The following is a 26,870-nucleotide window of genomic DNA, read 5'->3' on the forward strand; positions in this document are numbered from 1 at the left end:
GGGAAATTCCTTTAGAAATTATATAATTACTGAAATTTATCAGTTTCAATTTCATCTATAAGTATTAACTAGAAAATAAACTAATACTTCAATAATAGGATAGAGATTAGTGACTAGCTAGTAGTGATTAATAAAAATGCTTTGTATTTTCTATCTTAGGTCGTCTAAAATTTCGGTTTTACCTTTAGTTTTTTCGTCTATGTTTTTAATTATTCTTGCAGGAGTTCCAGCTACAACTACTCCTTCAGGAACATCTTCAACAACTACAGAACCTGCAGCAACTACTGAGTTTTTCCCAATATGTACACCCTCAAGGATTACTGCATTAGCTCCAATAAGTACATTATCTTCTATAATACAAGGTTCCTTACTAGGGGGTTCAAGTACTCCGGCTACAACTGCACCAGCACCTAAATGAACTCTTTTTCCAAGTTTTCCACGAGCGCCAACCACAGCATTCATATCTACCATGGTTTCTTCGCCTATCTCAGCCCCTATATTTATTACAGCTCCCATCATTATAACTGCATTCTTACCTATACTTACTCTATCTCTTATAATAGCACCTGGTTCAATCCTAGCTTCTATATTGGAGATATCAAGCATTGGAATAGCGGAATTTCTTACCTGATTTTCTAGCCTGTATTTTGTTATTTTATTTTTATTTAAATTTAAAAATTCAAATATTTCCTCTTTTTCTCCAAATAATATGTAAAAACTATTTGAACCATAGATTTCAATATTTTGGCTATTTGTTTCAGATAAATCCCCATCTACATAAACTTTAAAAGGAGTAGATTTTTTTGCCTCTTTTATATATTTAGCTATTTCGTATGGATTGGTAAAATCATAATTCATAATAAAGCCTCCTTTGACAAATTTTTAAATGATAATAGTATTATTATAATATAATACATAAATTTATTATATTATAGTATAATTTTAATAATTAATAAATAATCTATATTAATTTAAACAAACCTTAATAATATAAGTTTTGTATAATAACTATTATTAATAATAATAATTAAATAATACTTGTATAAAGGGAGTTTTTATGGGAAAATCGGATATCTTTAAGACAATTGAAAATTACTTTGATATTAAGTACAAAAGTATAGGAGAATTGAAATTAAGAGAAGATATAGGAGAGTTCTTTTTATCAAATGATGAAAGATATAAAAAATACTATGCATTTGAAATAGCAGCTTTAGAAGTGCATATGAATCATAGAAAGTTACAAAAGTATGATCTTAGATTTTCTAAGTATAACTATTATCTTGACTATATAAGCTTAAATACTAATGATAACAAAGCTATAGTGGTATTAGATGAAAATCATGATGTTTATTTTAAATCTTCATCTAATATAAAATCTCAAATGAGCAATTTAAGACACAAAATTTATTTAGAAAAATTTAAAGATAAATGGTATATAATAAAAGATATTTACAAGGATTATTACAAAAATATTATAATGAATTATAATAAGTATACTTCTTTAGAAGAAGCAAAAGAAATTCTATTAAAACAAAATTATAATAATTATCTTCAATCTCAAAATGCAAGAAGTGTTAGCTTCAGAGATGAAACGGCGTTAGCACAAAATAAAGTTGGTAATGAAAAGTTATATAATTATAATAGGATAGCTGCAGTAAACTATGCAAGAATGTGGGCACTTAAGTTAAATCCTAAATGGGGAAACTATGAATCAAAAGGATATGGTGGAGATTGTACTAATTTTACTTCTCAATGCATATACGCAGGAGGAATTCCTTTTGATTTCTACGGAACTTCTGAGTTTGTTAAGTGGTATTGGTATTCAAATAACAAGAGGGTAGCGCCTTGGACTGGGGCTAAGCAGTTTAATTATTATGTTCAATACAATAAAGGCTATGGGTTAAAGGCACACTTTGCTGACTTAGCAGATATGATGCCTGGAGATATAGTACAGTTAGGAGGGAATTATCCCCAAACCTATCATAGTATGATTGTTTCAGATTATGTATACAATTCGAATGGATATGTAGAAGATTATTTAATATGCCAACATTCAACTTCTGTTGGTGGAAGATTAAAGGATTATCCGTTATCATCAAAACCACCTGTTCAAAAAGTTTATATTTCTATTGACGGGTACTATAAGTAAATAAAGGGGGCTTAACTATGGAAAAATTTAATTTAGAAGAACAATATGTGTCAAGTTATGTGAAAAATATTGAGATTTCAGGTATAAGAAAGTTTTTTAACAAGGTTAGTGAATATTCAGGGGTTATATCATTAACATTAGGTCAACCGGATTTCCCAGTACCTGAAAGGGTAAAAGCAGCTATGATAAAGGCTATAGAGGATAATAAAACCACATATACTTCGAATATGGGAATATTGGAATTACGTGACGAAATATCAAATTATTTAAGTAAGCTTCATATAAATTATACTCCAGAAGAAATTTGCATAACGGCAGGTGGAAGTGAAGCTATATTTGATACTTTTACAGCAATATTAAATCCTGGCGATAAGATATTAGTTCCAACGCCTGGATATCCTGCGTATGAAAGTTGTGCCAGGCTTTTGGGTGCTTCGTCTATACCTTATAATTTAAATGATGATTTTACATTAAATATAGATGAAATAAGAAAAGTTGTAGAAAAGGAAAAACCAAAGGTAATAGTAATATCCTTTCCATCAAATCCAACAGGAGGCATATTAACTAAGGAAGATGCAGAGAATTTATATTCTATAATTAAAGATAATGAAATTTTAGCAATAACAGATGAGATATATAGTTCTTTATGCTTTGATAAATACTATTCAGTAGCTCAGTTTAAAGATATAAAACATAAAGTGATATTTATAAGTGGATTTTCTAAAATGTTTTCAATGACTGGGCTTAGAATTGGATATGTATGTGCTGAAGAACAGTATATGAAACATATATTGAAAGTACATCAATATAATATGAGCTGTGCACCATCTATATCTCAATGGGCAGCGCTAGAGGGTCTTAAAAATTGTCTTGAAGATGTAGAATGCATGAAAAATGAATTTATAAAGAGAAGAGATTATGTATATGAAAGACTTAAAAGTATGAATTTTAAGGTAAACTTACCAAAGGGAGCTTTTTATATATTTCCATCTATTGAAAAGTTTAATGTGAAAAGTGAAGAGTTTTGTGAAAAACTTTTAGTTGAAGCAAAGGTTGCAGCAGTGCCAGGTTCTGCTTTTGGAGCAGGGGGAGAGGGCTATTTTAGAATATCTTATGCATACAGCATGGAACAATTAGAAGAAGCGCTTGATAGAATGGAAGAGTGGCTTAAAAATGTGATGTTTTAAGATAATGTTGAAACTTTAGTATGAGATTTGTATCTAGGAATGCTGTTCATTTCGCAAAGAATCTCTAATATTTTTCATTTTAAAATCCCTAAACTTTCTAAACTCTCTGTCGCTCAGACAATAGAAAGTTCTTAACGGTATTTTAAAGTCAAAAATAAAGAGCTTCTAACGCTTGTTCAATACTTTCTACGATGCAAATCTCATACTATAATTCAACAATTAAAAATATAGCCTAAACCTACTGTGAGAAGAAATCTAGTAAGTTGAATTTCTGTAATTTATAACTAAGGAGGGAATTTCATAAAGATGAAATTCCCTCCTCAATTATAAATTATTCACTATTGAAAAGTAACTAAGATACATTATTAGTTACTTTATATAACAAAAACTCTAGATTATGAACTAGTAATTCTTATTTTAACACGTCATCCATATCATACATTCCTGGAGCTTTTTTATACATATATTCTGAGGCTCTTAAGGCGCCTACAGCAAATACTTCTCTTGATATAGCAGAGTGTCTTATCTCAATTATTTCACCACTACCTGCAAAAACTACATCATGATCTCCAACGATAGAACCACCTCTGACTGCATGAATTCCTATTTCTTTTTTCTCTCTTTTGGCAATTCCTTCTCTTCCATAAACAAATTCAGTTTCTTCTTGTATGCTGTCTTTTATGGAGTTTGCAAGTAATAATGCAGTTCCGCTAGGGGAATCTAATTTTTGATTATGGTGTTTTTCTATTATTTCTATATCAAAGTCTTTAAAAAGCTTTGAGGAAATTTGCTTTAGTATATTGTTCACTATATTTATTCCAATAGACATATTTGCAGATTTAAATACAGGTATTTTTTCAGAAGCTTTTTTTATTTCTTCAAGTTGTTCTTGTGTATATCCTGTAGTGCAAAGTACTAAAGGAAGATTTTTTGGTATACAAAAACTCAATAAGCTATCTAAAGATTTGACGGAAGAAAAATCTAAAACTACGTCAAATTCTACATCACAATCTTCTAATTTTGAAAAAATGGGATAAGATGAATTTACAGAGGTATTTATATCTACTCCTGCAACTATTTCTAAATTATTAAATGATAAGGAAGTATGAGATATCATTTGGCCCATTCTTCCATTACATCCATTTAACAGTATTTTAACCATTATATCCTCCTAGGGCTATTTTAATAATCCATAAGCCTTCAATTCATTTTTTAATACAGCAAGGTTATTTTCGTTCATAGAGCAAAGAGGAAGTCTTAAATCACCTACAGACAAACCTAATACATTCATTGCTGTTTTTACAGGTATAGGATTGGTTTCAATAAATAAAGCATTTGTCAAAGCTAAAGTATCCAATTGAATTTTTAAAGCTTCTTCAAGTTTTCCTTCCATATAATACTTACACATATCATGCATTTCTTTTGGAAGTATATTTGCAACTACAGATATTACTCCAATGCCTCCTAAAGACATTATAGGAATTATTTGATCATCATTTCCTGAATATATATCCATCTTGTCTCTTAAAAGAGCTTTTATTTCAGCTATTTGACTGATGTTACCACTAGCTTCTTTAATTGCAACCACATTTTTGCACTCAGTGCATATATTTACTAAAGTAGAAGGTGCTATATTCATCCCAGTTCTAGCTGGTACATTATAAAGCACAATAGGAGTATTTACATTTTTATCTATTTCTTTAAAGTGTTCTAAAAGTCCCTTTTGAGTAGTCTTATTATAGTAAGGGGTAATTAAAAGAAGAGCATCTACTCCAATACTTTCTGCCCACTTACTATATTCTATAGTGGCTTTAGTATTATTACTACCGGTACCTGCAATCACAGGAATTCTTCCATCAACTTTATCTACAGTAAACTTAATAGTTTCCTTTCTTTCAGTTTCACTCATGGTAGAAGCTTCACCTGTAGTACCACATATTATTATTGCATCAGTATTATTTGAAATATGCCATTCTATAAGTTCTTCAAGCTTATTAAAATCAACACCATTTTCATCGAAAGGAGTAATTATGGCTACTCCAGATCCTTTGAATATACTCATAATTTACCTCCAAAAATCTGAATTAATAACTTAAATTATTCACTAATCATATACTCTGCAATTTGAATTGCATTTAATGCAGCGCCTTTCCTTATATTGTCAGCAACTACCCATAAATTTAATCCAGAATCTAAGCTGAAATCTCTTCTTATTCTTCCTACATATACTTCGTCTTTTCCTGATGAATTTAGGGGCATAGGGTATACTAAGTTTGCCACATCATCTTCAAGTATGATTCCTTTAGAAGTTTTAAATAGTTCAAATACTTCTTTAATATCAAAGTCTTTTGATAGTTCAACGTTTATACTTTCACTATGACTATTTAAAACAGGCACCCTAACAGTAGTAGCGGTTATTTTTAAATTATCATCATGAAGTATCTTTCTTGTTTCGTTTACCATTTTAATTTCTTCTTTTGTATATCCATCTTCTAAAAATGAATCAATGTGAGGAAGAAGATTACCTGCTATAGCATAAGGGAACTTTTTAGGAGTCTCTCCCTTATAGCCTTCCATTAAATCATTATATCCATTCATACCTGCACCAGATACAGCCTGATAAGTGGAATAAACTATTCTCTTAATTCCATAGGCATCATATAGAGGTTTTAAAGCTACTACCGCTTGTATAGTAGAACAATTAGGGTTAGCAATAATGCCTTTATGCTTTTTAATATCCTCTGGATTTACTTCAGGTACTACAAGTGGTACATTAGGATCCATTCTCCAAGCACTGCTGTTATCTATAACCACAGCTCCATAATTTGCGAAAATAGGAGCAAAGCTTTTGCTCGTATCTCCACCAGCTGAAAATAATGCAAAGTCAATTTTTTTATTCTTTATATTATCTTCCTTTAACTCTTCCACTGTATATTCTTTTCCTTCGAAGGAAAGTTTTTTTCCTGCAGATCTAGCAGAAGCAAATAAATACAACTCTGCTATAGGAAAATGTCTCTCTGCAAGTATTTCTAAAAATTTTCTGCCAACCATTCCAGTACAACCAACTACTGCAACATTATAATTCATAAAAGTCCCTCCCTAAAAATAATTACATCTCAATTATATTCAGATGCTTATATTATTATATTATATAATGAATAAACATATAAATGAAATACTCTGTATAATTTTTTATCAATAATATTAAAAGCAATAAATAAGAAGATTGCTAAATAAAAAAGAATAACATCATTCATTAGTAAGAAAACTTTGATGAATTTATATTCATTGAAATGAATTAATATAAGGGGTTTGTGATTGTCGTAGGAAGCCATCTGATTGACACTAGGAAAAAACTGTGATACTATATTTAAAATAATGTAATAAAAACGTAACAAATAAAAGAACAAAGATGTAATTATTGCAAGACTTATATTTTTATCTTGTATTTATATAAAAATATGACTTGGTCAGTACATAAAGTTAAATTGAGAATATTTGGAATAAAGTAAAGTTTATAAATGATTATTTTAGTAATTAATTGAAATATTTAATTTATAGGAGATCATAGATTTTTACAATCTATAGAAAACATCTTAAAGTAAAGGTTAACAATATAATTTTTTAATTATACAAAACTATAAGTAATTATAAAGGGGGAGTTTATAGTGAAAAGAAACAAGATACTAGCACTTATCTTAACTGCTGCGCTTACACTTACAACATTTGTTGGATGCGGTGGTGGAGACAAAAAGTCAGCAGGCGGAGAAGGTAAGCCAAAGGTTATGACTTTTGAGCTTGCAGATATTAAAACTTTAGATCCTGGCCGAGCATCAGATACGGCATCATTTACAGCAGTAGGTGCTGCCTTTGAAGGACTTGCAAGAACTAATAATGGAAAAGTTGAAAAAGCTGGAGCTGAAAGCTGGGAAGTTTCAGCAGATAAGAAAACGTACACTTTTAAACTAAGAGATTATAATTGGTCAGATGGAAAGCCGGTTACAGCTAAGGATTATGTGTATGGATGGACAAGAATATTAGATCCGAATACCAAATCAGTATATGTTGATTTCTTAAACGGCGTTAAGAATGCAAAGAACTTCACAGCAGGAAAAGCTAAAGCAGAAGATCTTGGACTAAAGGCTAAAGATGACAAGACTTTTGTGGTAGAACTTGAAAGACCAATACCATTTTTTGAGGAAATGATAGCATTCCCATTACTTGCACCTGTTAGAGAAGATATAGCAAAAGCTCAAGGGGATAAATATGGTACAGATCCAACTAAGATGGTTTACTGTGGACCATATACAATTACTGCATGGCAAAAGGGTGCTAAATTAACATTAAAGAAAAATGATAAGTATTATGATAAAGATGCTGTTAAAACAGATGAAGTTAACTTATCAGTTATAAAAGAAATGCAAACAAGATACCAGATGCTTATGAATAAAGAAATAGATGCAGTAGCTGTTACTGGTGAATATATTGAAAAACTTAAAAATGATGTAAAGGCAGGTAAAGTTTCTGGTATAGAGCAAGCAGATCCAGTTTCTTTCTATATGATATTTAACCAAACTGGAAAGAATAAGCTTTTAACAAATCCTAAGATTAGACTAGCTTTCTCACTTGCTATAGATAGAGAAACTTATGTTAACAAGATTTATAAGAGAGGATTTGTTTCTGAAGGGCTTGTACCAACAATAGTTAAGTGTGGAGATGTAGTATATAGAGATAAAGTTCAAGAACCATTAAAGGAATTACTAGATCAGAAGAAAGATCCTAAAGCATTATTTGTAGAAGGATTAAAGGAACTTGGGTTAGACCCAAATCCATCAAAACACACTGTAAAATATCTTCCACAGGACAGCAGTGCCTTTGATAAGCAGTCAGCTGAGTTCTTCCAAAATCAATGGCAGTCAAAAATAGGTGTTAATGTACAGCTTGATTCAGCAGCAAGCTTTGCGGATTCTGTAAAGAAAGCACATGATGGTAACTTTGAAATTGCTATGTCTGGATGGGGTGCGGATTACAATGATCCAGATTCATTTATAGGAATATTCACAAAGGGCCACGGAAATAACTATGGAAAATATAGTAGTGATAAATATGAAGAATTATATAAAAAGATTTTAAATGAAACTGATAATACTAAGAGATTAGAATTATTTACACAAGCTGAAAAATTACTTGTTAATGAAGAGGCAGGTATAGCTCCTATATTCTATAAAGATAGAAGAAACTTCTTTCAAAATAATGTAAAAGGACTTCAACATCCAGCATTTGGAGCAACATATGAATTAAAATGGGTTTATTCTGAAGGGAAATAATGTAAATAAAAGTATGAATACTACAATGGGGTTTGTATGGCCTTGTTGTAGTATTTGTATGTTGAGGATAAAATGTCATATTATGGAGCTGAAAAAAACATATGGAATTTGGAGGTTCCAGTGATCATATAAATTATAACTGGAAATGAAGGAAGGAGGATATAAATGATAAAATATATATTAAAAAGATTAGGATATATGTTAATAACTTTATGGGTAATAACTACAATAACGTTCTTTTTAATGAATTCTATCCCTGGGGACCCTGTAATGGTTCAAGCTCAAAAGCTTCCACCAGAGACTCAGGAAATAATAAAGGAAAAGTATGGACTTAATAAACCCCTTACTACTAGGTATGTTATTTATTTAAAAAATTTAACACAAGGAGAACTAGGTGATTCCTTTATAACTCCTGGATATAGTGTGCAGCAAATAATTAAGGACAAGTTCCCTAATTCATTAAAGCTTGGATTACAGGCAATAACTTTAGGATTAACTATAGGTATAATACTTGGTATAATAGCTGCATTTAGAAGAAATACAAAGGTGGACTACTCAGTAATATTCCTTGCAATACTTGGAGTTTCTATACCAAGCTTTGTTTTGGCTGCGTTACTTCAAAAGGCAGTAGGTGGGAAATTGGGCTTACCTAGTGCAGGATGGTTTGCGGCTGGAGAATATTTAAGTGGATTTAAATACACTATACTTCCAACTATAGCATTATCTTTTTCAAGCTTAGCAACTTATGCAAGATATATGAGAACTTCTGTTTTAGATGTTGTGGGGCAAGATTACATATTAACAGCAGAATCTAAGGGTGTATCTAAAGTGGCTATAGCATGGAAACATGTTATAAGAAATGCAATATTACCTGTTATTACTATACTTGGACCACAGGTAGCAGCAGTTATTACAGGTTCCATAGTAATAGAGAGAATATTTAGCATTCCTGGGCTTGGAAACTCGATGATAGATGCTATTATGACTAATGATTATAACGTAATTATGGGACTTACAATTTTCTATTCTGCTCTATATATAATTTCACTGTTAATAGTTGATATATTATATACAATAATAGATCCAAGAATAAGACTTACTGGTGGGAAAAGATAGGAGGTCAAAGGTGTAATGGTAAATTTAAATAAAGAAAAGTTTAAGGTTTTGGGCTATGATGCAGAAAATGCTAATGTTATAGTAAGACCTAATTTGACCTACTGGCAGGACGCATGGAGAAGATTAAAACAAAATAAGGTTGCTATGTTTTCTATGGTGTTATTGGGAATTATAATGCTTATGTGTATAATCGGTCCATTGATATCACCACATGATTATTCTGTTCAAAATACAGACAAAATGAATCTTTCACCAAACAGTGAATATTGGTTTGGAACAGATAATTTAGGAAGAGATTTATTTTCAAGACTTTGGATTGGTGGTAGAGTTTCTATCACTATAGGTATAATAGGAACGATAATTGAAGTAGTTATAGGTTGTATATATGGAGGTATTAGTGGATACTTTGGAGGAAAAGTAGATGATATAATGATGAGAATTGTAGAAATACTTATAAGTATACCGTATATGCTAATAGTTATAATACTATCCATATTTATGGGCAAAGGTATGATGTCTCTTTTAATTGCACTATGCATTACCGGTTGGACAAGTATGGCTCGTATGGTTAGAGGACAGGTTATGCAGCTTAAGCAATCAGAGTATGTACTTGCAGCTCAGGCATTGGGAGCAGACCCTAAAAGAGTAATACTTAAACATTTAATACCAAACACTATTGGAGTAATAATTGTTTATATGACTTTTGATATTCCATCATTTATATTTGCTGAGGCATTTTTAAGTTTCATAGGACTGGGAATACAGCCTCCTGAAACTAGCTGGGGCGCAATGACTTCTTTCGGACAAGCAGTTATGGATTTTTATCCATATCAATTAATTTTCCCAGCACTAGCTATTTCATTAACAATGTTAGCATTTAACTTACTTGGTGATGGATTAAGAGATGCTCTAGATCCTAAACTTCGTCAGTAAAGGAGGAGATAATTATGTCACATTTGCTTGAAGTTAAAGATTTGAAAGTTACATTTCACACTTATGCAGGTGAAGTGCAATCCGTTAGAGGAGTATCTTTTCATGTAGATAAGGGAGAGACCTTAGCTATAGTTGGAGAATCTGGTTGTGGTAAGTCAGTAACTTCTAAATCCATAATGAGATTAATACCTACTCCTCCAGGAGATATAAAAGAAGGTTCACAAATACTATTTGATGGAAAAGATGTTTTAAAGATGTCTGATAAAGAGCTTAGGGATTTAAGAGGAGAAGATATTAGTATGATTTTCCAGGATGCTATGACATCCTTAAATCCTACAATGAAAATAGGAGATCAAATAGCTGAAAACTTAATTATTCATAGAGGAATGAATAAAAAAGAAGCATTAGATGAAGCTGTAAAAATGCTTAAATTAGTTAATATACCAAATGCAGATAAAAGAGTAAGTCAATATCCACATGAATTTTCAGGTGGTATGAGACAAAGAGCAATGATTGCTATGGCACTTGCTTGTAATCCAAAAGTTCTAATAGCTGATGAACCTACTACTGCGCTAGATGTTACAATTCAGGCTCAGATAATGGATCTTATAAGAGAACTTCAGGATAAGCTTGGTACAGCGGTTATACTTATAACTCATGACTTAGGGGTAGTTGCTGGTGTAGCAACTAAAATTCAGGTTATGTATGCAGGTATGATAATTGAAAGAGGTACTAGAGAAGAATTATTTTATAATTCAAAGCATCCGTATACTTGGGCGCTTTTACAATCAGTACCAAGACTTGATACAAAACATAAAAATGAGTTATATTCCATACCAGGAACTCCTCCAGATTTATTAAAACCTCCAGTAGGATGTCCTTTTGCATCAAGATGTGCTTATTGTATGGAAATTTGTAATGAAGAAATGCCTGAAGTAACAAAACTTTCAGAAACTCATGAAGTACAATGTTGGTTACAGCATCCTCTTGCACCAAAGGTTGAGACTCCAAAATTTGAGGGAGGTGCAATATAGGTGGAAAAAGAAGTTTTAATTCAGGTTAAAAATCTTAAAAAATATTTTAAAGTTGGGAAAAATGCTACTTTAAAGGCTGTAGATGATGTAAGTTTTAATATAAAAAAGGGAGAAACCTTAGGATTAGTTGGAGAATCAGGTTGTGGTAAAACAACTTGTGGAAGAACAGTACTTGGCTTATATGGAGCTACAGATGGAGAAGTTTTATTTGAAGGCACCGATATACACAAGTTAAAGGGTAAAGCGAAAAAAGAATATACTAAAAATGCACAAATAATTTTCCAGGATCCTTATGCATCACTAGATCCAAGAATGACAGTAGGAGATATCATTGCAGAAGGAATAGATATACATGGCATTCATAAGGGAAAAGAAAGAACTAATAGAATATATGAGCTTTTACAATTAGTAGGTTTAAATAAGGAACATGCATCGAGATTTCCTCATGAGTTTTCAGGAGGACAAAGACAGAGAATAGGTATAGCAAGAGCATTGGCTGTTGAACCAAAGTTTATTGTGTGTGATGAGCCAATTTCAGCACTTGACGTTTCTATTCAAGCTCAGGTTGTAAATTTACTTATAAAATTACAAAATGAACTTGGACTTACTTACTTATTTATTGCTCATGATCTTTCAATGGTAAAGCATATATCTGATAGAGTTGGAGTTATGTACCTTGGCACTATGGTAGAGCTTGCTTCAAGTGAACACTTATATGCGAAGCCATTACATCCATATACTCAAGCGCTTTTATCTGCTATTCCAATTCCTGATCCAGAAGTTGAACAAAGCAGAAGTAGAATAATGCTTGAAGGAGACGTTCCAAGTCCTATAAATCCAAAACCAGGATGCAGATTTGCACCAAGATGTAAATATGCAAAGCCTGTATGCAGTGAAGTTTCACCTGTATTTAAAGAGGTTGAAAAAGATCACTTTGTAGCATGCCATCTATTTGAAGATAAATAGTATTTAATAATGCCCTGAAATCAGTGTAATGGCTGGTTTTGGGGTTTTATTTTGGATTTTTGGCTTAATTATTTTCTTAAATAGAGATTGGATTTTGATTTGAAAAATTGAATAAATATATCCTCATCTGTAAAAACTATTAAATAACGTAATTAATTTTTTTACGGAGGGGATTATTATGGGAAAAACACCACTTAAAAAGGTTATTAAGGCTAAATTAAAATCAAATAGAGAACTTACTGAAGCGGAAAAGCTTAGAGAACAAATTAAATACGAAATTGCTGATGAATTGGGTTTGATAGATAAGGTAGAGAAATATGGATGGAGCAGCTTAACGTCAGAGGAAACTGGAAGAATAGGTGGAATAATGACTAGAAGAAAAAAGCAAATGAATATTCCTAAAAATATTGACTTGCAAAAAAATAATTTATAATATAAATTTATAAGGAAACATCTCATTGAAATGAGATGTGCTGATTTATATTGGATAAAGGGGAACGGTTATGGAGTGTTACAAAGAATTTGCTCATATTTATGACAATCTCATCAAAGGTGATGTGGATTATTTAAAATGGGCAAATATTATATTGGATTTATGTAATGAGTTTAATGTGTCCAAAAGGGAGTATTTAGACTTGGCTTGTGGAACTGGAAATTTAACAGAACATATAGCAAAGAGTTTCTTAAATACTTGGGCAGTTGATTTATCAGATGATATGCTTACTGAAGCTGAAAATAAGCTTAGAGATAAGGGGATAAAGGGAAAGTTTGTATGTCAAGATATAAGTGAATTGGAGCTAAATAAGCAATTTGATCTTATAACATGCTGCTTAGATTCTACTAATTATTTAATAGAAAACGAAGAAATATTTAATTATTTTAAGGGTGTACATAAGCATTTAAAGGATGAAGGTATTTTTATATTTGATATAAATTCATATCATAAACTTTCTAATATATTAGGAAATAATATATTTACTTATGATGAAGAAAACGTGTATTATACTTGGGAAAATGTTTTTGAAGATAATATAGTGGACATGTACTTGACTTTCTTTTTAAAGGAAGGAGAGCTTTATAGAAGATTTGATGAACATCATACAGAAAGAGCATACACTGAGACGGAACTAGAAGAACTTATTATTAAAGCTGGATTTAAAATGGCAAAGGTACTAGATAATTATGAGCATGAGGATATATCTTCTACAAGTGAAAGAATAGTGTATGTACTCACAAAATAGGAAATCAGGAGGAAATAAAATGAGTGATAAATTAGTTAGAGCTATTGCAAGTAATGGTGACATAAGAATTATTGCAGCTATTACTACAGAACTTGTGAATGAAGGAGTAAAAATTCATGAATGTGCTCCTACAGCAGCAGCTGCATTAGGAAGAATGCTTACCGCAGGAACATTAATGGGTGCAATGTTAAAATCAGAGAAGGATTCTTTAACTATTCAAATGTCTGGAGGCGGAGAGGCAAAGGGTGTTCTTGTTACTGCTTATCCTGATGCAAGCGTGAAGGGATATATAGGAAATCCTAAGGTGGATTTACCTGCTAATAGTAAAGGAAAGCTTGATGTTGGAGGAGCTATAGGCATAAATGGCAAGGTTACCGTTATAAAAGATATGGGACTTAGAGAGCCTTATGTTGGTCAGATACCTATTTATTCAGGAGAAGTAGGGGATGATCTTGCGTATTATTTTACTGTTTCCGAGCAGACTCCTTCTGCTGTTGGACTTGGAGTTCTTGTAGATACTGACTTAAGTGTTAAGGCCGCAGGTGGGTTTATTATTCAAATGATGCCGGGAGCAAATGAATTAGCGGCTGATTTAGTCACTTATAGGCTTCAGGATATGAAATCTGTAACTGATTATATAGTACAAGGAATGAGTATTGAAGAAATACTTCAGTTTATATTTGAAGATATGGATTTAAAAATATTAGATAATATGACTCCAAAATATCAGTGTGATTGTACAAGAGACAAGGTAGAAAGAGTATTTATGAGCATAGGAGAAAAAGAACTCACTGAATTATATAATGAAAAGAAAACTGAGGAATTAAAGTGTCACTTTTGCAATACAAGTTATAAATTTACTAATGAACAAATAGGAGAAATTTTAAAAAAGTCAGGAAGCAAGAATTAAGCATGAGTTAATAACCATTAAAATACATTGTAATTAACAAAGAGATGTACTATAATTTTATTATGAAATATCTCAATAGCTTGAAATGAGTTCATTTATAATGAAATTATAAATTTCTATAAATCATGCATAGTTAGTAAAAATTTAATATGATTATTTTAGGTGCTGATATAGTTTAAAAGAGAAAGTGGTAAGAAGCCACTGCAGCCCCCGCTACTGTAAGAGTTGACAAATCCCGTTTATCCACTAGATATTTCTAGGAAGGAGGGAGGAGGAAGAAACTTAAGCCAGGAGAACTGCCTGAAATACATTGCTACAATGCTTCGGAGGGAAGATATAAGCTTACTTTGTATATGTATTCCCTTGCTTTTGCAAGGGATTTTATTTTTTAATGATATAACATACTTAAGTTATTTAAACCATTATATTAATAAGTATTACATATTTAAAATAAGAATTTCCCTGTTGATTTAGGGTGATTCTTATTTGTTTTTGTATTTAAAATCCATTAAGATTTGAGGTCTTGAAAATAAGTGCTATTAGTATTATAAAAAGTAATTTATTATTTTTAAATTTTAGGAGGAATGGGAAATGGAATTATTAAAAGAAACATTGCAAAGTATTTTACCAGCTAATGATGAGGCAATAAAAGATGCTTGGAAAAGAATGGATAGCCTTAGTAAACCTATAGGAAGTTTAGGTCAATTAGAAGAAATAGCTGTAAAGATATCAGGTATAACTGGGAAAGTTAAAAATAAAATAAATAAAAAAGTAACTATAGTTATGAGTGCTGATAATGGAGTATTAGCAGAAGGAGTTAGTGCGTGCCCTCAGGAGCTTACAGCTATTATTACAGATAATTATACTAAAGGTATTACAGGCATAGGAGTTTTATCTAATTATACTAAAGCAGATGTGTGCGTAGTAGATATAGGCGTAAATGCAAACTTTAATAATCCTAACATAATAAATAAAAAAATAGCTTACGGAACTAAAAATATGGCAAAGGAAGCCGCTATGTCAAGGGAAGAAGCTATAAAAGCCATTGAAGTAGGAATAGAGATAGTAGATAAGTACGTAAGTGAGGGGTATGATTTATTTGGTACTGGAGAGGCAGGAATGGGTAATACTGCTACTAGTGCAGCAGTTATAAGTGTGCTTTCTGGAATAGATTCTGACTTAATAGTAGGTAAAGGTGCTGGACTTACAGAAGAACAATTTATAAACAAAAAAAATGTAATAAAAAAGGCTATTGGATTGAATAATCCTGATAAAAGTGATGCCATAGATGTTTTAGCAAAAGTAGGCGGCTTTGATATAGCTGGATTATGCGGTTGTTTTTTATCAGCAGCTAAAAATAGAGTACCTATTGTAATAGATGGGGTTATATCTTCAGCAGCCGCATTATGCGCTTATAAGTTAAATCCCAATGTAAAAGATTTTATGTTTCCATCTCATATTCCAGTAGAACCAGGTGCAACTTGTGTAATGAATGAAATAGGTCTTAAAGCAAATTTAGGTTTAGATATGAGATTAGGAGAAGGTTCAGGATGTCCTATAGAGTTTTTAATAATAGAATCTGCTCTATGTGTAATGAATGATATGCATACATTACAAGAGGCAAGTATACACAACACTGAATTTTTTGTGGATATTAGAGAAAAATAGCAATCAGTAACCAGTAATCAGTTATAGATGCTTCATAAATTACAAATACAAGCCACTGGTTACTGGATAATAAAAAAATATTAGTAAAAAATATAACTTTTTGAATTTTATTTGTTGACAAAAGTCATATCAGCTTATATAATAATAATTGTCTTAAACGACACGCAAGTATTTATGGGAGCATAGCTCAGCTGGGAGAGCATCTGCCTTACAAGCAGAGGGTCACAGGTTCGATCCCTGTTGTTCCCACCATGATACTGCGGCCCAGTGGCTCAGTTGGTTAGAGTGCCGGCCTGTCACGCCGGAGGTCGAGGGTTCGAGTCCCTTCTGGGTCGCCAAATGGCTGGATAGCTCAGTCGGTAGAGCAGAGGACTGAAAATCCTCGTGTCCCTGGTTCGATTCCTGGTCCAGCCACCACAATGCGGGAGTGGCTCAGTGGTAGAGCGTCACCTTGCCAAGGTGAACGTCGCGAGTTCGAATCTCGTCTTCCGCTCCAATTTTATATGGCGCTATAGCCAAGTGGTAAGGCAGAGGTCTGCAAAACCTTTATCCCCAGTTCAAATCTGGGTGGCGCCTCCATAGCGAAAAGCTTCTAGAATTTCTAGAAGCTTTTTTTTGTGCCACCCACGTGGCAAGTGGCAAATTATAAGCATATTGTTAATCTGTAACTTGCCACTTGCCATGTGAGTGGCACTCAACTACAAAGATGCTTCCTCTATCAATAAGTTTTCCATTTCTTAAATAAACAGGTTTTACATTATATTTTTCTAGAAATGATAGAACTTCTTTGCCATAAGCGTAATGAGACAAGTCACCATAAAAGGCTACAGTATTATCATCTATTTTGCCACAACATCCTCCTATAAAGCCATAATCAAGTCCAGGAAGTTCAATATCACCTGGAGGTAATAAAAGTACATCAATGTCGGTGGTCTTAAGAGAGTTAGCTATGCTTTTATCACTAGTTATTAGCGCTCCTTCAGAAACTATAGCAGTGGAGCATTTAGTGTAACCCTGTTTTACATTTATTAAGGTTTTGTTTTTTATTTCATTAAGTAATGCTTCATCTGTGTATTTTAAGTAATGCATAAATAATTTTGATAAGTTAACCGCATTTAGTGTAATATCGTAAGGGTATTTATCAGAAATTGATGAGTTAGATTTCAATACATTGAAATTTAAGGATTTCAGCAATTCGACAAAATCAGTAGGCATATCTTTATGTACTAATATGCTTTCCTTATCTATTATATGAATAAGCATATCGGGATGACCGCATACAGCGGCATATAGTTTTTTATAAGGAGGACAAGTTAATACTTTGCATCCTAGTTCTTCTAAATTACTTTTTTCTACAGGATTTATTCTATAATCTACTAATGCATATTTCATATTTCTCACCCATATTACATATTAAATTAGTTATGCTATTTTTGTCAAATTTCCTGGGAAATATGTTCAAGCATGCTATGTATACACTTCTAAATTTCACATATACTATCCTAGAAAGGAGTGAGAATAGTATGGAGCACTTTACATTGGTATATGAAAATGAAATAGAAGATATTATAGATAGTGTTAATAGCTTGAAAGAATATTTCAAAAATAAAGAAATAGAAGTTGGAATATGGGAAAGCATACATGAGAGCACTCACTTTCTTAAAATATATTTTGCTAAGGAAAAGTTTAACGAAAAATACTTTCAAATTTTTAATTTATATATAGCTAATATATTATATAGGGAAGTTGTAAAAGAATTTTTTAAAAAAAATCTTGTGGATTTTTTAGCAGATAATTATTTTTTTCTTACTGATGAAGAAATAATAGAAATAAAAAATAAAAGTGTAGAGATATTTAATAATGAGAATTTTTTAATAGATGATAAGAATATATTTTATTTAAATAGAAAAAATGAAATGATAGATAAGATAATAGATTGTGTAAAAGAAAATAAGGAAATAAATATAAATGGGTTTGTAATGTTTAGGATGAAAGAATTAGAGATATACTTAGAAGGTATACTTGAAAAAATAGTAGAAGAACATATGGTTGAAAAGGAATATGATGAATTTATAAAGTTACTTCAGTACTTTGTAAATATACAGGAAAGCAGAATAGATGAATTGAATATAATTATAGATATAGAGGGAAGATATATACTTAGAGATAAAGATGGTAAAGATATAACAGAAAGTTTTATGGATGATATACATAAAAGTAAAATAAGTACTGAAGTTTTAAATGGTGTAAATTTTGAAGATATGCTTATAAGTAATTTAATAACTTATTGTCCAGAAAAAATAGTTATACATTGTTCAGAAAATTCTTTTAATCAAGAAATAATAAATACCATAAGTAAGGTGTTCCTTCAAAAGGTGGAGTTTTGTAGTGAGTGTAAGATGTGCAATAAAATAAAAAGAAAAAGCCCGTTGTAAAAGTCATAGTTTTTATTGACAGAATTTAATGTTAATAATATAATTAAAAAAAGCAATGAAAAGGAAGAGTAAGCAATTAAATTATTACTAGAGAGGAAAATCCACGGGCTGAAAGATTTTCTTAATGATGTTGTTGAAAACCACCTTAGAGCTGTATACTGAAATTTAGTAAGTATTACCGTTGCCTGCGTTAAGGGTTCAAAGAAGATAATGTATTATATATATTATTAATTTGGGTGGAACCACGGTTATAAATCGTCCCAGTGTATGGGAGGATTTTTTATTTTTTGAAATATATTTAAATTAAATAAGGAGGATATTATGATTAAGGTAACTTTAAAAGATGGAAAAGTTTTAGAGGTTGAAAAGGGAACTAAAGTAGCAGATGTAGCTATGAAGATAAGTCCTGCCCTTTACAAAAAAGCATTAGGAGCAAAAATAAATGGTGAGGCTAGTGAGTTAATGACAGAAATACATAATGACTGCTCTCTTGAAATACTAACATTTGAAGATGAAGGTGGTAAATTAACATTAAGACACACTGCTTCACATATACTTGCTCAAGCAGTGAAGAGACTTTACCCAGAAGTAAAATTAGCAATAGGACCTGCTATAGATACAGGCTTTTACTATGATTTTGATGCTGATTTTACCTTTACTCCAGAAATGTTCGATAAGATAGAAAAGGAAATCCAAAATATAATAAAAGAAGATTATGCATTAGAAAAATTCGAACTTTCAAGAGAAGACGCTATAAAATTAATGAAAGAAAATAATGAATTATATAAGGTTGAATTAATTCAAGATCTTCCAGAGAATGCGGTTATATCTTTCTATAAGCAGGGAGATTTTACAGACCTATGTGCAGGTCCTCATGTGCCATCCACAGGAAAGGTTAAGGCTATGAAACTTCTTTCAGTAGCAGGAGCTTACTGGAGAGGTGACGAAAAAAATAAAATGCTTCAAAGAATATACGGAACAGCATTCACTAAAAAGAGTGAGTTAGAAGAATACCTACATATGTTAGAAGAAGCTAAAAAGAGAGATCATAGAAAACTAGGTAAGGAATTAGACTTATTTAGCCTACATGAAGAAGGCCCAGGATTCCCATTCTTCCATCCTAAGGGAATGGTAGTTAGAAATCTTCTTGAAAATTACTGGAGAGAAACACACACTAAAGCAGGATATCAAGAAATAAGAACTCCTATTATATTAAATGAAAAATTATGGCATCAGTCAGGTCACTGGGATCATTATAAGGATAATATGTACTTTACACAAATAGATGGAGAAGATTTTGCTGTAAAGCCAATGAATTGTCCAGGATCAATACTTGTTTATAAGAGCGCAATGCATTCTTATAAGGAATTTCCACTTAGACTTGGTGAACTAGGAATGGTTCACAGACATGAACTATCTGGAGCTTTACATGGTCTTATGAGAGTAAGATACTTTACTCAAGATGATGCTCATATATTTTTAACTAGAGAGCAAATAAAGGACGAAATATTAAATGTAATTAAATTAATAGATGGATTTTATAAGAGCTTTGGTTTTGAGTACTTTGTTGAATTATCTACAAGACCAGAGGATTCAATGGGTAGTGAAGAAGATTGGGAAGCAGCTACAAATGGACTTGTAGAAGCTTTAAATGCTGCAGGATTAAGTTATAAGGTAAATGAAGGGGATGGAGCATTCTATGGCCCTAAAATAGATTTTCACTTAAAGGATTGTTTAGGAAGAACATGGCAGTGTGGTACTATACAACTTGATTTCCAAATGCCAGAAAGATTTGATTTAACTTATGTAGGAGCAGATGGAGAAAAACATAGACCAGTTATGGTTCATAGAGTTGTATTTGGAAGTATAGAAAGATTTATAGGAATACTTATAGAAAACTATGCTGGAGCATTCCCAACTTGGCTTGCGCCAGTACAGGTTAGAGTATTAAATATAACAGATTCACAAAAGGACTATGCTAAAAACATAGTTGAAACTCTTAAAGAAAAAGGATTAAGAGTAGAATTAGATGACAGAAATGAAAAAATAGGATACAAAATAAGAGAAGCACAGCTTCAAAAAATTCCTTATATGATTGTAATAGGAGATAAGGAAATGCAAGCAGGAAAAATAGCCCTAAGAACAAGAAGAGGCGGAGATTTAGGATCAATGGAATTGAATGATTTCATGTCTAAGATAGAAGAAGAAATCAAAACTAAATCAACTGAAGGATGCACTTTATAAAAAACTTGTTGACAAGTAGATAATATTATAGTAAAATTTGTTGTGTTAAGAAGAAACCAGCCGTTTCTCACCTTACAGCATCGCTAGTAGGGTTATATGGATAGCAATTTTTATTTTGTTGCATATAAAAGGACGGCATTTGCCGTCCTTTTTTTAATACATACAATAATCATTTATTTGATGTTTATTTCTCTTGGGAGGTGAATGTTATTAGTAAAGATTACCTTATGAATGAAGATATAAGGGAAAAAGAACTAAGAGTAATTGGCGATAATGGCGACCAATTGGGAATATTGAGTTCCTCTGAGGCTATAAAAATTGCAGAAGAGAAGGAACTAGATTTAGTAATGATATCTCCTACTGCTAAACCTCCTGTTTGTAGGATAATGAATTATGGAAAATTCATTTATGAGCAGGCTAAAAAGGACAAAGAGGCTAAGAAAAAGCAAAAAGTTGTTAACATTAAAGAAGTTAGATTAAGCCCAAGTATAGAGGAACATGATATTGAAATTAAGGCTAACAATGCAAGGAAATTTTTACTTGCAGAAGATAAAGTTAAAGTAACTGTTAGATTTAGAGGCAGAGAAGCTGATTACTCACATCTAGGTAAAAAAATATTAGATTTATTTTTGACAAAACTTGAAGATGTGTGTATAGTTGAAAAGCCAGCTAAATTAGAAGGAAAAAATATGACAATGATTTTAGCTCCTAAAAGGGCTTGATATTGAGAGGAGGAAAAGATTATGCCAAAAATGAAATCAAAAAAAGCTGCTGCAAAGAGATTTAAGCTTACAGGAACAGGAAAACTAAAGAGAGCTAAAGCTTTCAAGAGCCATATCCTAACTAAAAAGAGCGCAAAAACAAAAAGAAACTTAAGACAGACAGGATATGTATCTGAAACACAGGAAAAAGTAATGAAGAAATTATTACCATACCTATAATAGGTACGTTAAAAGGAGGTTTATTAAATGGCAAGAGTTAAAAGAGCTATGAACGCTCGTAAATATCATAAAAAAGTATTAAAACTTGCAAAAGGTTACTATGGAGCAAAAAGCAAGTTATTCAAAACTGCTAATGAATCAGTTATAAGAGCATTAAGAAATGCTTACGTAGGAAGAAAGTTAAGAAAAAGAGACTTTAGAAAACTATGGATAGCTAGAATTAATGCAGCAACAAGAATGAATGGTCTTTCATATTCAAGATTCATGAATGGAATGAAGCTTTCAGGAATAGATATAAACAGAAAGATGCTTTCTGAAATAGCTATAAATGATCCAAAGGCTTTTGCAGAATTAGTAGAAGTAGTAAAAAAACAGCTTAATGCTTAATAAAAAAATGCAGCTTTAAAAGCTGCATTTTTTAAATTTTATGGAATTATTTATTTAAAATTATTATTTTACATAAGTTTGACAATTTGTATTCAAATGCTATAATAGTTGTTAATGCTATAAGATTATAGTAATTATGAGGTGCTTAAAAATGAAAGTTAGTGTAGGTAAGTACTTTAAGCTTACTCCAGTACAAATTTTAGCAATAGGTTTTGCAACAGTTATATTAATAGGAGCAATTTTATTAAATTTGCCTATAGCTACGCAGGATAGGAGCAGGACTCCATTTATAGATTGTATTTTTATTTCAACATCAGCTACTTGCGTAACAGGTCTTGTAACGGTAGATACAGGGACTCATTGGAGTTATTTTGGTAAAACTGTAATAATGTTTTTGATCGAAATAGGTGGATTAGGATTTATGTCCTTTGCAACATTAATAGCGCTTTTACTAGGTAAACGGATTACTTTAAAAGAAAGACTAGTTATGCAAGAGGCACTTAATTCATTTTCTCTCCAGGGATTAGTAAAAATGGCTAGGTATGTGCTGATGTTTACATTTTCAATACAGCTAGCAGGAGCATTATTATTATCAACTCAATTTATACCTGAGTTTGGGTTTGGAAAAGGAATATATTATAGTGTTTTTCATTCCATTTCTGCATTTTGTAATGCGGGATTTGATATTTTAGGTGAATATAGAAGTTTAACTATATATGGAGAAAATTCTGTTATAATTCTAACAATAGGTATTCTTGTAATAATAGGTGGTCTTGGGTTTTATGTATGGCAAGAAATTTATAATTATAAAGGATTAAGAAAACTATCACTTCATTCAAAAGTAGCTCTTTCAGGTACTGCTTTTTTAATCATTATTGGAACTATACTTATGTTTATATTTGAAAGTAATAATCCTGGAACTATGAAGAACATGTCCTTTAAGGGGAAAATCCTATCTTCATTTTTTGCAGCTGTAACTCCAAGAACGGCTGGATTTAACTCGATTTCTACTAGCGACATGACTAATGCTGGTATATTTTTAACTATAATTTTAATGTTTATAGGTGGAGCACCAGGCTCTACTGCAGGAGGAATTAAAGTAACTACTGCAGGGGTTTTAGCTATGACGGTGTTTAGTATTGTAAAAGGAAGAGAAGATACTGAAATATATAAGAAGAGAATAGTAAAAGATACTGTTTATAAGTCTTTGTCCATCACTATAATCGGATTAGCGTTAATAATAACAGTTATTATGTTACTTTCTTTAACTGAGCCAAGTGCATCGCTTGAGTATATAATATATGAAGCAACATCAGCCTTTGGTACAGTAGGTATGTCATTAGGACTTACAACTCAATTATCCTTTGCAGGAAAAGTAATTGTTTCATTTACAATGTATTGTGGAAGATTAGGTACACTTACTGTGTTTCTAGCTTTAACAAAGAGAGCAAATTCAAATAAAATAAAATATCCTGAAGAGAAGATATTAGTTGGATAAGGAGTGTTATCATGACAAAGAAACAATTTGTTGTTATAGGATTGGGTAGATTTGGAACTTCAGTAGCTAAAACATTATATTCACTGGGGAATGATGTTTTAGCAATAGACGTAGATGAAGAAACAGTACAAAATATATCTGACAGTGTGACTCATTCGGTTCAAGCAGATGCTACAGATGAAAATACTTTAAGATCTCTTGGAATAAGAAATTTTGATGTAGCTGTAGTAACCATAGGTTCAGATTTACAATCTAGTGTTATGGTTACCTTATTGCTTAAAGAATTAGGCGTAGATCACATAATAGCAAAGGCAAATAGTGAGATTCATGCAAAGGTACTTTACAAAATAGGTGCAGATAGAGTTGTTCTTCCTGAAAGGGATATGGGAGTCAGAGTAGCTCATAACCTAGTATCTTCAAATATATTAGATTATATAGAATTATCACCAGATTATAGTATAGCTGAGATAGCAAATCCAAAAGCATGGCAAGGAAAAACTCTTCAAGAGTTAAATTTAAGAGCTAATTTCGGAATAAATATAGTTGCTGTAAAAAAGGATAATGATATTAACGTATCTCCTATGGCAGATGATAAGTTAGAAGCTGGGGATGTAATAGTTGCAATTGGATGTTCAGATGAGCTGAATAAATTAGAAAACCAAATTGGAAATAACAAATAAGAAAAAGGTGGAGTATTTTTGGAAAGGATAACTAGTAAAGATAATTCATCTATTAAAGAAGTAAGGAAGCTTAAAGAAAAGAAGCATAGAAGTTTCAATAAAAAGTTTTTGGTAGAAGGTTTTAGATTTGTAGAAGAAGCAATAAAATCAAATTTTTATATTGAGGAATTATTTATAGCAGAAGAAGCTTTAGAAAAGTTTTATAAATATAATTTTAAGTACAATATAATGGAGTATACAAAGATATATTCCGTGGAAGATAAACTTTTTAAAACTATAGGTAATACTGAAAATCCTCAAGGTATACTGGCTATAGCAAGATATAAGGATACTAAAATAAAAGATACAGATGGATTTTATATATTAGCAGACAGGATTCAGGATCCAGGTAATATGGGGACTATAATAAGAAGTGCTCATGCAGCTGGAGCACTAGGGGTAATTTTAACCAAAGGAACTGTTGATGTATATAACGATAAAACCTTAAGATCTACTATGGGTTCAATATTTCACATTCCAATAATAGAGGATACTGATCTTTCTATAACTAAAACTTTGCAGAATAATCAATTCAAGATTTTGGTAAGTTCCTTAGAAGAAAGTCAAGATTTTTATGATATAAATTTAAATAAAAACATTATAATATGTGTTGGTAATGAAGGTAGCGGTATAAGTGATGAAATACTAAAGTTAAGTGATGAAAAGTTTAAAATACCTATGCCAGGTAAAGCTGAATCATTAAATGTAGCAGTAGCAGCATCAGTTATGATGTTTGAAAGAGTAAGACAAAACTTAAAAAAGGTTGACAATTCAATTTAAAATAAGTAAAATTTAGAATTAAGATGTTATAATAAAATACTGAAACTATGAAGAAGAGAGTAAATATAAGTCCACTTCAGGGAGAAGGGGTCATAGACTGAAAGCCCTTTTATTGATATTTATATTGAAGTTCACTTCTGAGTTCTAACTGTGAATTTATAGTAGCAGTTAGCGGCAAAGCCGTTATAATTTTAAGCTGGACATTAAGTCAATTAGGGTGGTACCGCGGATATAAAGTTCGTCCCTTTATGGGAGGGGCTTTTTTTATATGTCTTAAAACTTATATAGAGAAAGGAGTATTAATAAAAATGCAAGAAAAACTAAATTTAATAAAAGACAACGCTATAGAAGAGCTAAAAAAAGTTAATGATGCTCAAGAGCTAGAAAGTATAAGAGTAAAATACCTTGGGAAAAAAGGGGAGCTTACTCAAATACTTAGAGGAATGGGTGCCTTAAGTGCTGAGGAAAGACCTATTGTAGGTAAAGTTGTAAATGAAGTGAGAAGTAATATTGAAGAACTTATAGAAAGTACATATAGAGTTATAAAAGAAAAGGAAAAGACAAATCGTCTGCAAAATGAAACTATTGATATATCAATGCCAGGAAAGAAGCAGTTTTTAGGTAAGAGACATCCCCTTGATTTAACGCTTGAAAGCATGAAAGAAATATTTATTTCTATGGGATTTACTATAGAAGAGGGGCCAGAAGTAGAACTTGACTATTATAACTTTGAAGCTTTAAACATCCCTAAAAATCACCCAGCAAGAGGGGAACAAGACACATTTTATATAAATGACAGCTTGGTTTTAAGAACTCAAACATCACCTATACAAATAAGAACTATGGAAAAACAAGAACCTCCTATAAAGATGATTGCACCGGGAAAGGTTTATCGTTCTGATGCTGTAGACGCTACTCATTCACCTATATTTTATCAAATGGAAGGTCTTGTAATAGATAAAGGAATAACTTTTGCAGATTTAAAAGGAACACTAGATCTTTTTGCAAAAAAAATGTTTGGAGATAAGGTTGTAACTAAGTTTAGACCTCACCATTTTCCATTTACTGAACCTTCTGCTGAAATGGATGCTACTTGCTTTGTATGTAATGGAGATGGTTGTAAGGTTTGCAAGGGAAGCGGATGGATAGAAATATTAGGTTGTGGAATGGTTCATCCACAAGTTTTAAGAAACTGTGGAATTGATCCTGAAGTATATTCAGGATTTGCATTTGGATTTGGTGTAGATAGAATGGTAATGATGAAGTATGCAATAGATGATATAAGACTTTTATATGAAAGTGATATGAGATTTTTAAATCAATTTTAAGATTAAT

25 protein-coding genes, 5 tRNA genes, 1 riboswitch and 3 other annotated features are annotated in these 26,870 nt (G+C 31.5%); of the genes, 25 read left to right on the plus strand and 5 right to left on the minus strand.

What is annotated here, in order from left to right; all coding sequences use genetic code 11:
• Positions 1-150: 150 nt before the first annotated feature.
• Positions 151-858: a 2,3,4,5-tetrahydropyridine-2,6-dicarboxylate N-acetyltransferase gene (gene dapD / locus JOC70_RS07480; RefSeq protein WP_204598263.1), complete on the minus strand. Its 708-nt coding sequence runs from the start codon at positions 856-858 to the stop codon at positions 151-153.
• A gap of 199 nt (positions 859-1,057) precedes the next feature.
• Between dapD and JOC70_RS07485 the strand changes: the two genes are divergently transcribed.
• Positions 1,058-2,149: an amidase domain-containing protein gene (locus JOC70_RS07485; protein ID WP_204598264.1), complete on the plus strand. Its 1,092-nt coding sequence runs from the start codon at positions 1,058-1,060 to the stop codon at positions 2,147-2,149.
• A gap of 17 nt (positions 2,150-2,166) precedes the next feature.
• Positions 2,167-3,336 (plus strand): pyridoxal phosphate-dependent aminotransferase, encoded by a 1,170-nt coding sequence (locus tag JOC70_RS07490; protein WP_204598265.1) that lies wholly within the window; start codon positions 2,167-2,169, stop codon positions 3,334-3,336.
• 412 nt (positions 3,337-3,748) lie between these two features.
• On the opposite strand, the gene dapB is transcribed toward JOC70_RS07490, so the two are convergent.
• The 3 genes from dapB to JOC70_RS07505 are packed head-to-tail and all read right to left on the minus strand — an operon-like array spanning position 3,749 to position 6,423.
• Complete coding sequence (gene dapB, locus JOC70_RS07495; RefSeq protein WP_204598266.1) at positions 3,749-4,498, minus strand: 4-hydroxy-tetrahydrodipicolinate reductase; 750 nt, start codon at positions 4,496-4,498, stop codon at positions 3,749-3,751.
• A gap of 15 nt (positions 4,499-4,513) precedes the next feature.
• Positions 4,514-5,398, minus strand: coding sequence for a 4-hydroxy-tetrahydrodipicolinate synthase (gene dapA / locus JOC70_RS07500; RefSeq protein ID WP_204598267.1), 885 nt, complete (start codon positions 5,396-5,398; stop codon positions 4,514-4,516).
• 35 nt (positions 5,399-5,433) lie between these two features.
• Positions 5,434-6,423, minus strand: a complete 990-nt coding sequence (locus JOC70_RS07505; protein WP_204598268.1) for an aspartate-semialdehyde dehydrogenase — start codon at positions 6,421-6,423, stop codon at positions 5,434-5,436.
• Between the two features lie 581 nt (positions 6,424-7,004).
• On the opposite strand from JOC70_RS07505, the gene JOC70_RS07510 reads away from it, so the two are divergent.
• The 14 genes from JOC70_RS07510 to JOC70_RS07575 all read left to right on the plus strand — a co-directional run bounded on the left by JOC70_RS07510 (position 7,005) and on the right by JOC70_RS07575 (position 17,110).
• Positions 7,005-8,663, plus strand: a complete 1,659-nt coding sequence (locus JOC70_RS07510) for an ABC transporter substrate-binding protein (protein ID WP_204598269.1) — start codon at positions 7,005-7,007, stop codon at positions 8,661-8,663.
• Between the two features lie 165 nt (positions 8,664-8,828).
• Complete coding sequence (locus tag JOC70_RS07515) at positions 8,829-9,779, plus strand: ABC transporter permease (protein WP_204598270.1); 951 nt, start codon at positions 8,829-8,831, stop codon at positions 9,777-9,779.
• A 15-nt stretch (positions 9,780-9,794) separates the two neighbouring features.
• Positions 9,795-10,712 carry an ABC transporter permease gene (locus JOC70_RS07520; protein WP_204598271.1) on the plus strand — a complete coding sequence of 306 codons (918 nt, stop codon included), beginning with the start codon at positions 9,795-9,797 and terminating at the stop codon, positions 10,710-10,712.
• A 14-nt stretch (positions 10,713-10,726) separates the two neighbouring features.
• Positions 10,727-11,746 (plus strand): ABC transporter ATP-binding protein, encoded by a 1,020-nt coding sequence (locus tag JOC70_RS07525; RefSeq protein ID WP_035307177.1) that lies wholly within the window; start codon positions 10,727-10,729, stop codon positions 11,744-11,746.
• A complete protein-coding gene (locus tag JOC70_RS07530; protein ID WP_204598272.1) occupies positions 11,747-12,712 on the plus strand; it encodes an oligopeptide/dipeptide ABC transporter ATP-binding protein in 966 nt (321 codons plus the stop codon).
• A 178-nt stretch (positions 12,713-12,890) separates the two neighbouring features.
• Positions 12,891-13,145 (plus strand): alpha/beta-type small acid-soluble spore protein, encoded by a 255-nt coding sequence (locus JOC70_RS07535; protein ID WP_035307183.1) that lies wholly within the window; start codon positions 12,891-12,893, stop codon positions 13,143-13,145.
• A gap of 70 nt (positions 13,146-13,215) precedes the next feature.
• Positions 13,216-13,953, plus strand: coding sequence for a class I SAM-dependent DNA methyltransferase (locus JOC70_RS07540; protein WP_204598273.1), 738 nt, complete (start codon positions 13,216-13,218; stop codon positions 13,951-13,953).
• Positions 13,954-13,972: 19 nt separating this feature from the next.
• Positions 13,973-14,863 carry an Hsp33 family molecular chaperone HslO gene (hslO, locus tag JOC70_RS07545; protein ID WP_204598274.1) on the plus strand — a complete coding sequence of 297 codons (891 nt, stop codon included), beginning with the start codon at positions 13,973-13,975 and terminating at the stop codon, positions 14,861-14,863.
• Positions 14,864-15,006: 143 nt separating this feature from the next.
• A riboswitch (cobalamin riboswitch) is annotated at positions 15,007-15,181 on the plus strand.
• Positions 15,182-15,454: 273 nt separating this feature from the next.
• Entirely contained in the window at positions 15,455-16,531 is a 1,077-nt protein-coding gene (gene cobT / locus JOC70_RS07550; protein WP_204598275.1) for a nicotinate-nucleotide--dimethylbenzimidazole phosphoribosyltransferase, read from the plus strand.
• Between the two features lie 176 nt (positions 16,532-16,707).
• Positions 16,708-16,783 (plus strand) — tRNA-Val (locus JOC70_RS07555).
• Positions 16,784-16,792: 9 nt separating this feature from the next.
• Positions 16,793-16,869 (plus strand) — tRNA-Asp (locus JOC70_RS07560).
• Positions 16,870-16,872: 3 nt separating this feature from the next.
• Positions 16,873-16,948, plus strand: a tRNA-Phe gene (locus JOC70_RS07565).
• A gap of 4 nt (positions 16,949-16,952) precedes the next feature.
• Positions 16,953-17,027: transfer RNA gene (locus JOC70_RS07570), tRNA-Gly, on the plus strand.
• Positions 17,028-17,036: 9 nt separating this feature from the next.
• Positions 17,037-17,110 (plus strand) — tRNA-Cys (locus JOC70_RS07575).
• 78 nt (positions 17,111-17,188) lie between these two features.
• Here JOC70_RS07575 and JOC70_RS07580 read toward each other — a convergent pair.
• Entirely contained in the window at positions 17,189-17,923 is a 735-nt protein-coding gene (locus JOC70_RS07580; RefSeq protein ID WP_204598276.1) for a DUF6873 family GME fold protein, read from the minus strand.
• Positions 17,924-18,054: 131 nt separating this feature from the next.
• Between JOC70_RS07580 and ytxC the strand changes: the two genes are divergently transcribed.
• The 9 genes from ytxC (at position 18,055) to pheS (ending at position 26,863) form a co-directional block, all read left to right on the plus strand.
• Positions 18,055-18,966, plus strand: coding sequence for a putative sporulation protein YtxC (gene ytxC / locus JOC70_RS07585; RefSeq protein ID WP_204598277.1), 912 nt, complete (start codon positions 18,055-18,057; stop codon positions 18,964-18,966).
• Between the two features lie 46 nt (positions 18,967-19,012).
• Positions 19,013-19,232 (plus strand) — a binding site (T-box leader).
• A 55-nt stretch (positions 19,233-19,287) separates the two neighbouring features.
• The gene (gene thrS / locus JOC70_RS07590; protein ID WP_204598278.1) at positions 19,288-21,210 is read left to right on the plus strand and encodes a threonine--tRNA ligase; all 1,923 of its coding nucleotides are present in this window, start codon (positions 19,288-19,290) and stop codon (positions 21,208-21,210) included.
• Positions 21,211-21,251: 41 nt separating this feature from the next.
• Positions 21,252-21,370, plus strand: a sequence feature (ribosomal protein L20 leader region).
• 67 nt (positions 21,371-21,437) lie between these two features.
• The gene (gene infC / locus JOC70_RS07595) at positions 21,438-21,932 is read left to right on the plus strand and encodes a translation initiation factor IF-3 (protein WP_207755248.1); all 495 of its coding nucleotides are present in this window, start codon (positions 21,438-21,440) and stop codon (positions 21,930-21,932) included.
• A gap of 21 nt (positions 21,933-21,953) precedes the next feature.
• A complete protein-coding gene (rpmI, locus tag JOC70_RS07600) occupies positions 21,954-22,151 on the plus strand; it encodes a 50S ribosomal protein L35 (RefSeq protein ID WP_204598280.1) in 198 nt (65 codons plus the stop codon).
• A gap of 27 nt (positions 22,152-22,178) precedes the next feature.
• Positions 22,179-22,538 carry a 50S ribosomal protein L20 gene (rplT, locus tag JOC70_RS07605; RefSeq protein WP_035308179.1) on the plus strand — a complete coding sequence of 120 codons (360 nt, stop codon included), beginning with the start codon at positions 22,179-22,181 and terminating at the stop codon, positions 22,536-22,538.
• Positions 22,539-22,689: 151 nt separating this feature from the next.
• Positions 22,690-24,036, plus strand: a complete 1,347-nt coding sequence (locus JOC70_RS07610; protein WP_204598281.1) for a TrkH family potassium uptake protein — start codon at positions 22,690-22,692, stop codon at positions 24,034-24,036.
• An 11-nt stretch (positions 24,037-24,047) separates the two neighbouring features.
• Positions 24,048-24,716, plus strand: a complete 669-nt coding sequence (locus tag JOC70_RS07615; RefSeq protein ID WP_204598282.1) for a potassium channel family protein — start codon at positions 24,048-24,050, stop codon at positions 24,714-24,716.
• A gap of 18 nt (positions 24,717-24,734) precedes the next feature.
• Positions 24,735-25,535, plus strand: coding sequence for a TrmH family RNA methyltransferase (locus JOC70_RS07620; protein WP_204598283.1), 801 nt, complete (start codon positions 24,735-24,737; stop codon positions 25,533-25,535).
• A 38-nt stretch (positions 25,536-25,573) separates the two neighbouring features.
• Positions 25,574-25,784 (plus strand) — a binding site (T-box leader).
• A gap of 59 nt (positions 25,785-25,843) precedes the next feature.
• Complete coding sequence (gene pheS, locus JOC70_RS07625; RefSeq protein WP_204598284.1) at positions 25,844-26,863, plus strand: phenylalanine--tRNA ligase subunit alpha; 1,020 nt, start codon at positions 25,844-25,846, stop codon at positions 26,861-26,863.
• The last annotated feature ends 7 nt before the right edge of the window (positions 26,864-26,870 follow it).

Origin of the sequence: Clostridium pascui, from assembly GCF_016908015.1 — a bacterium.
Lineage (GTDB): Bacteria > Bacillota > Clostridia > Clostridiales > Clostridiaceae > Clostridium_AK > Clostridium_AK pascui.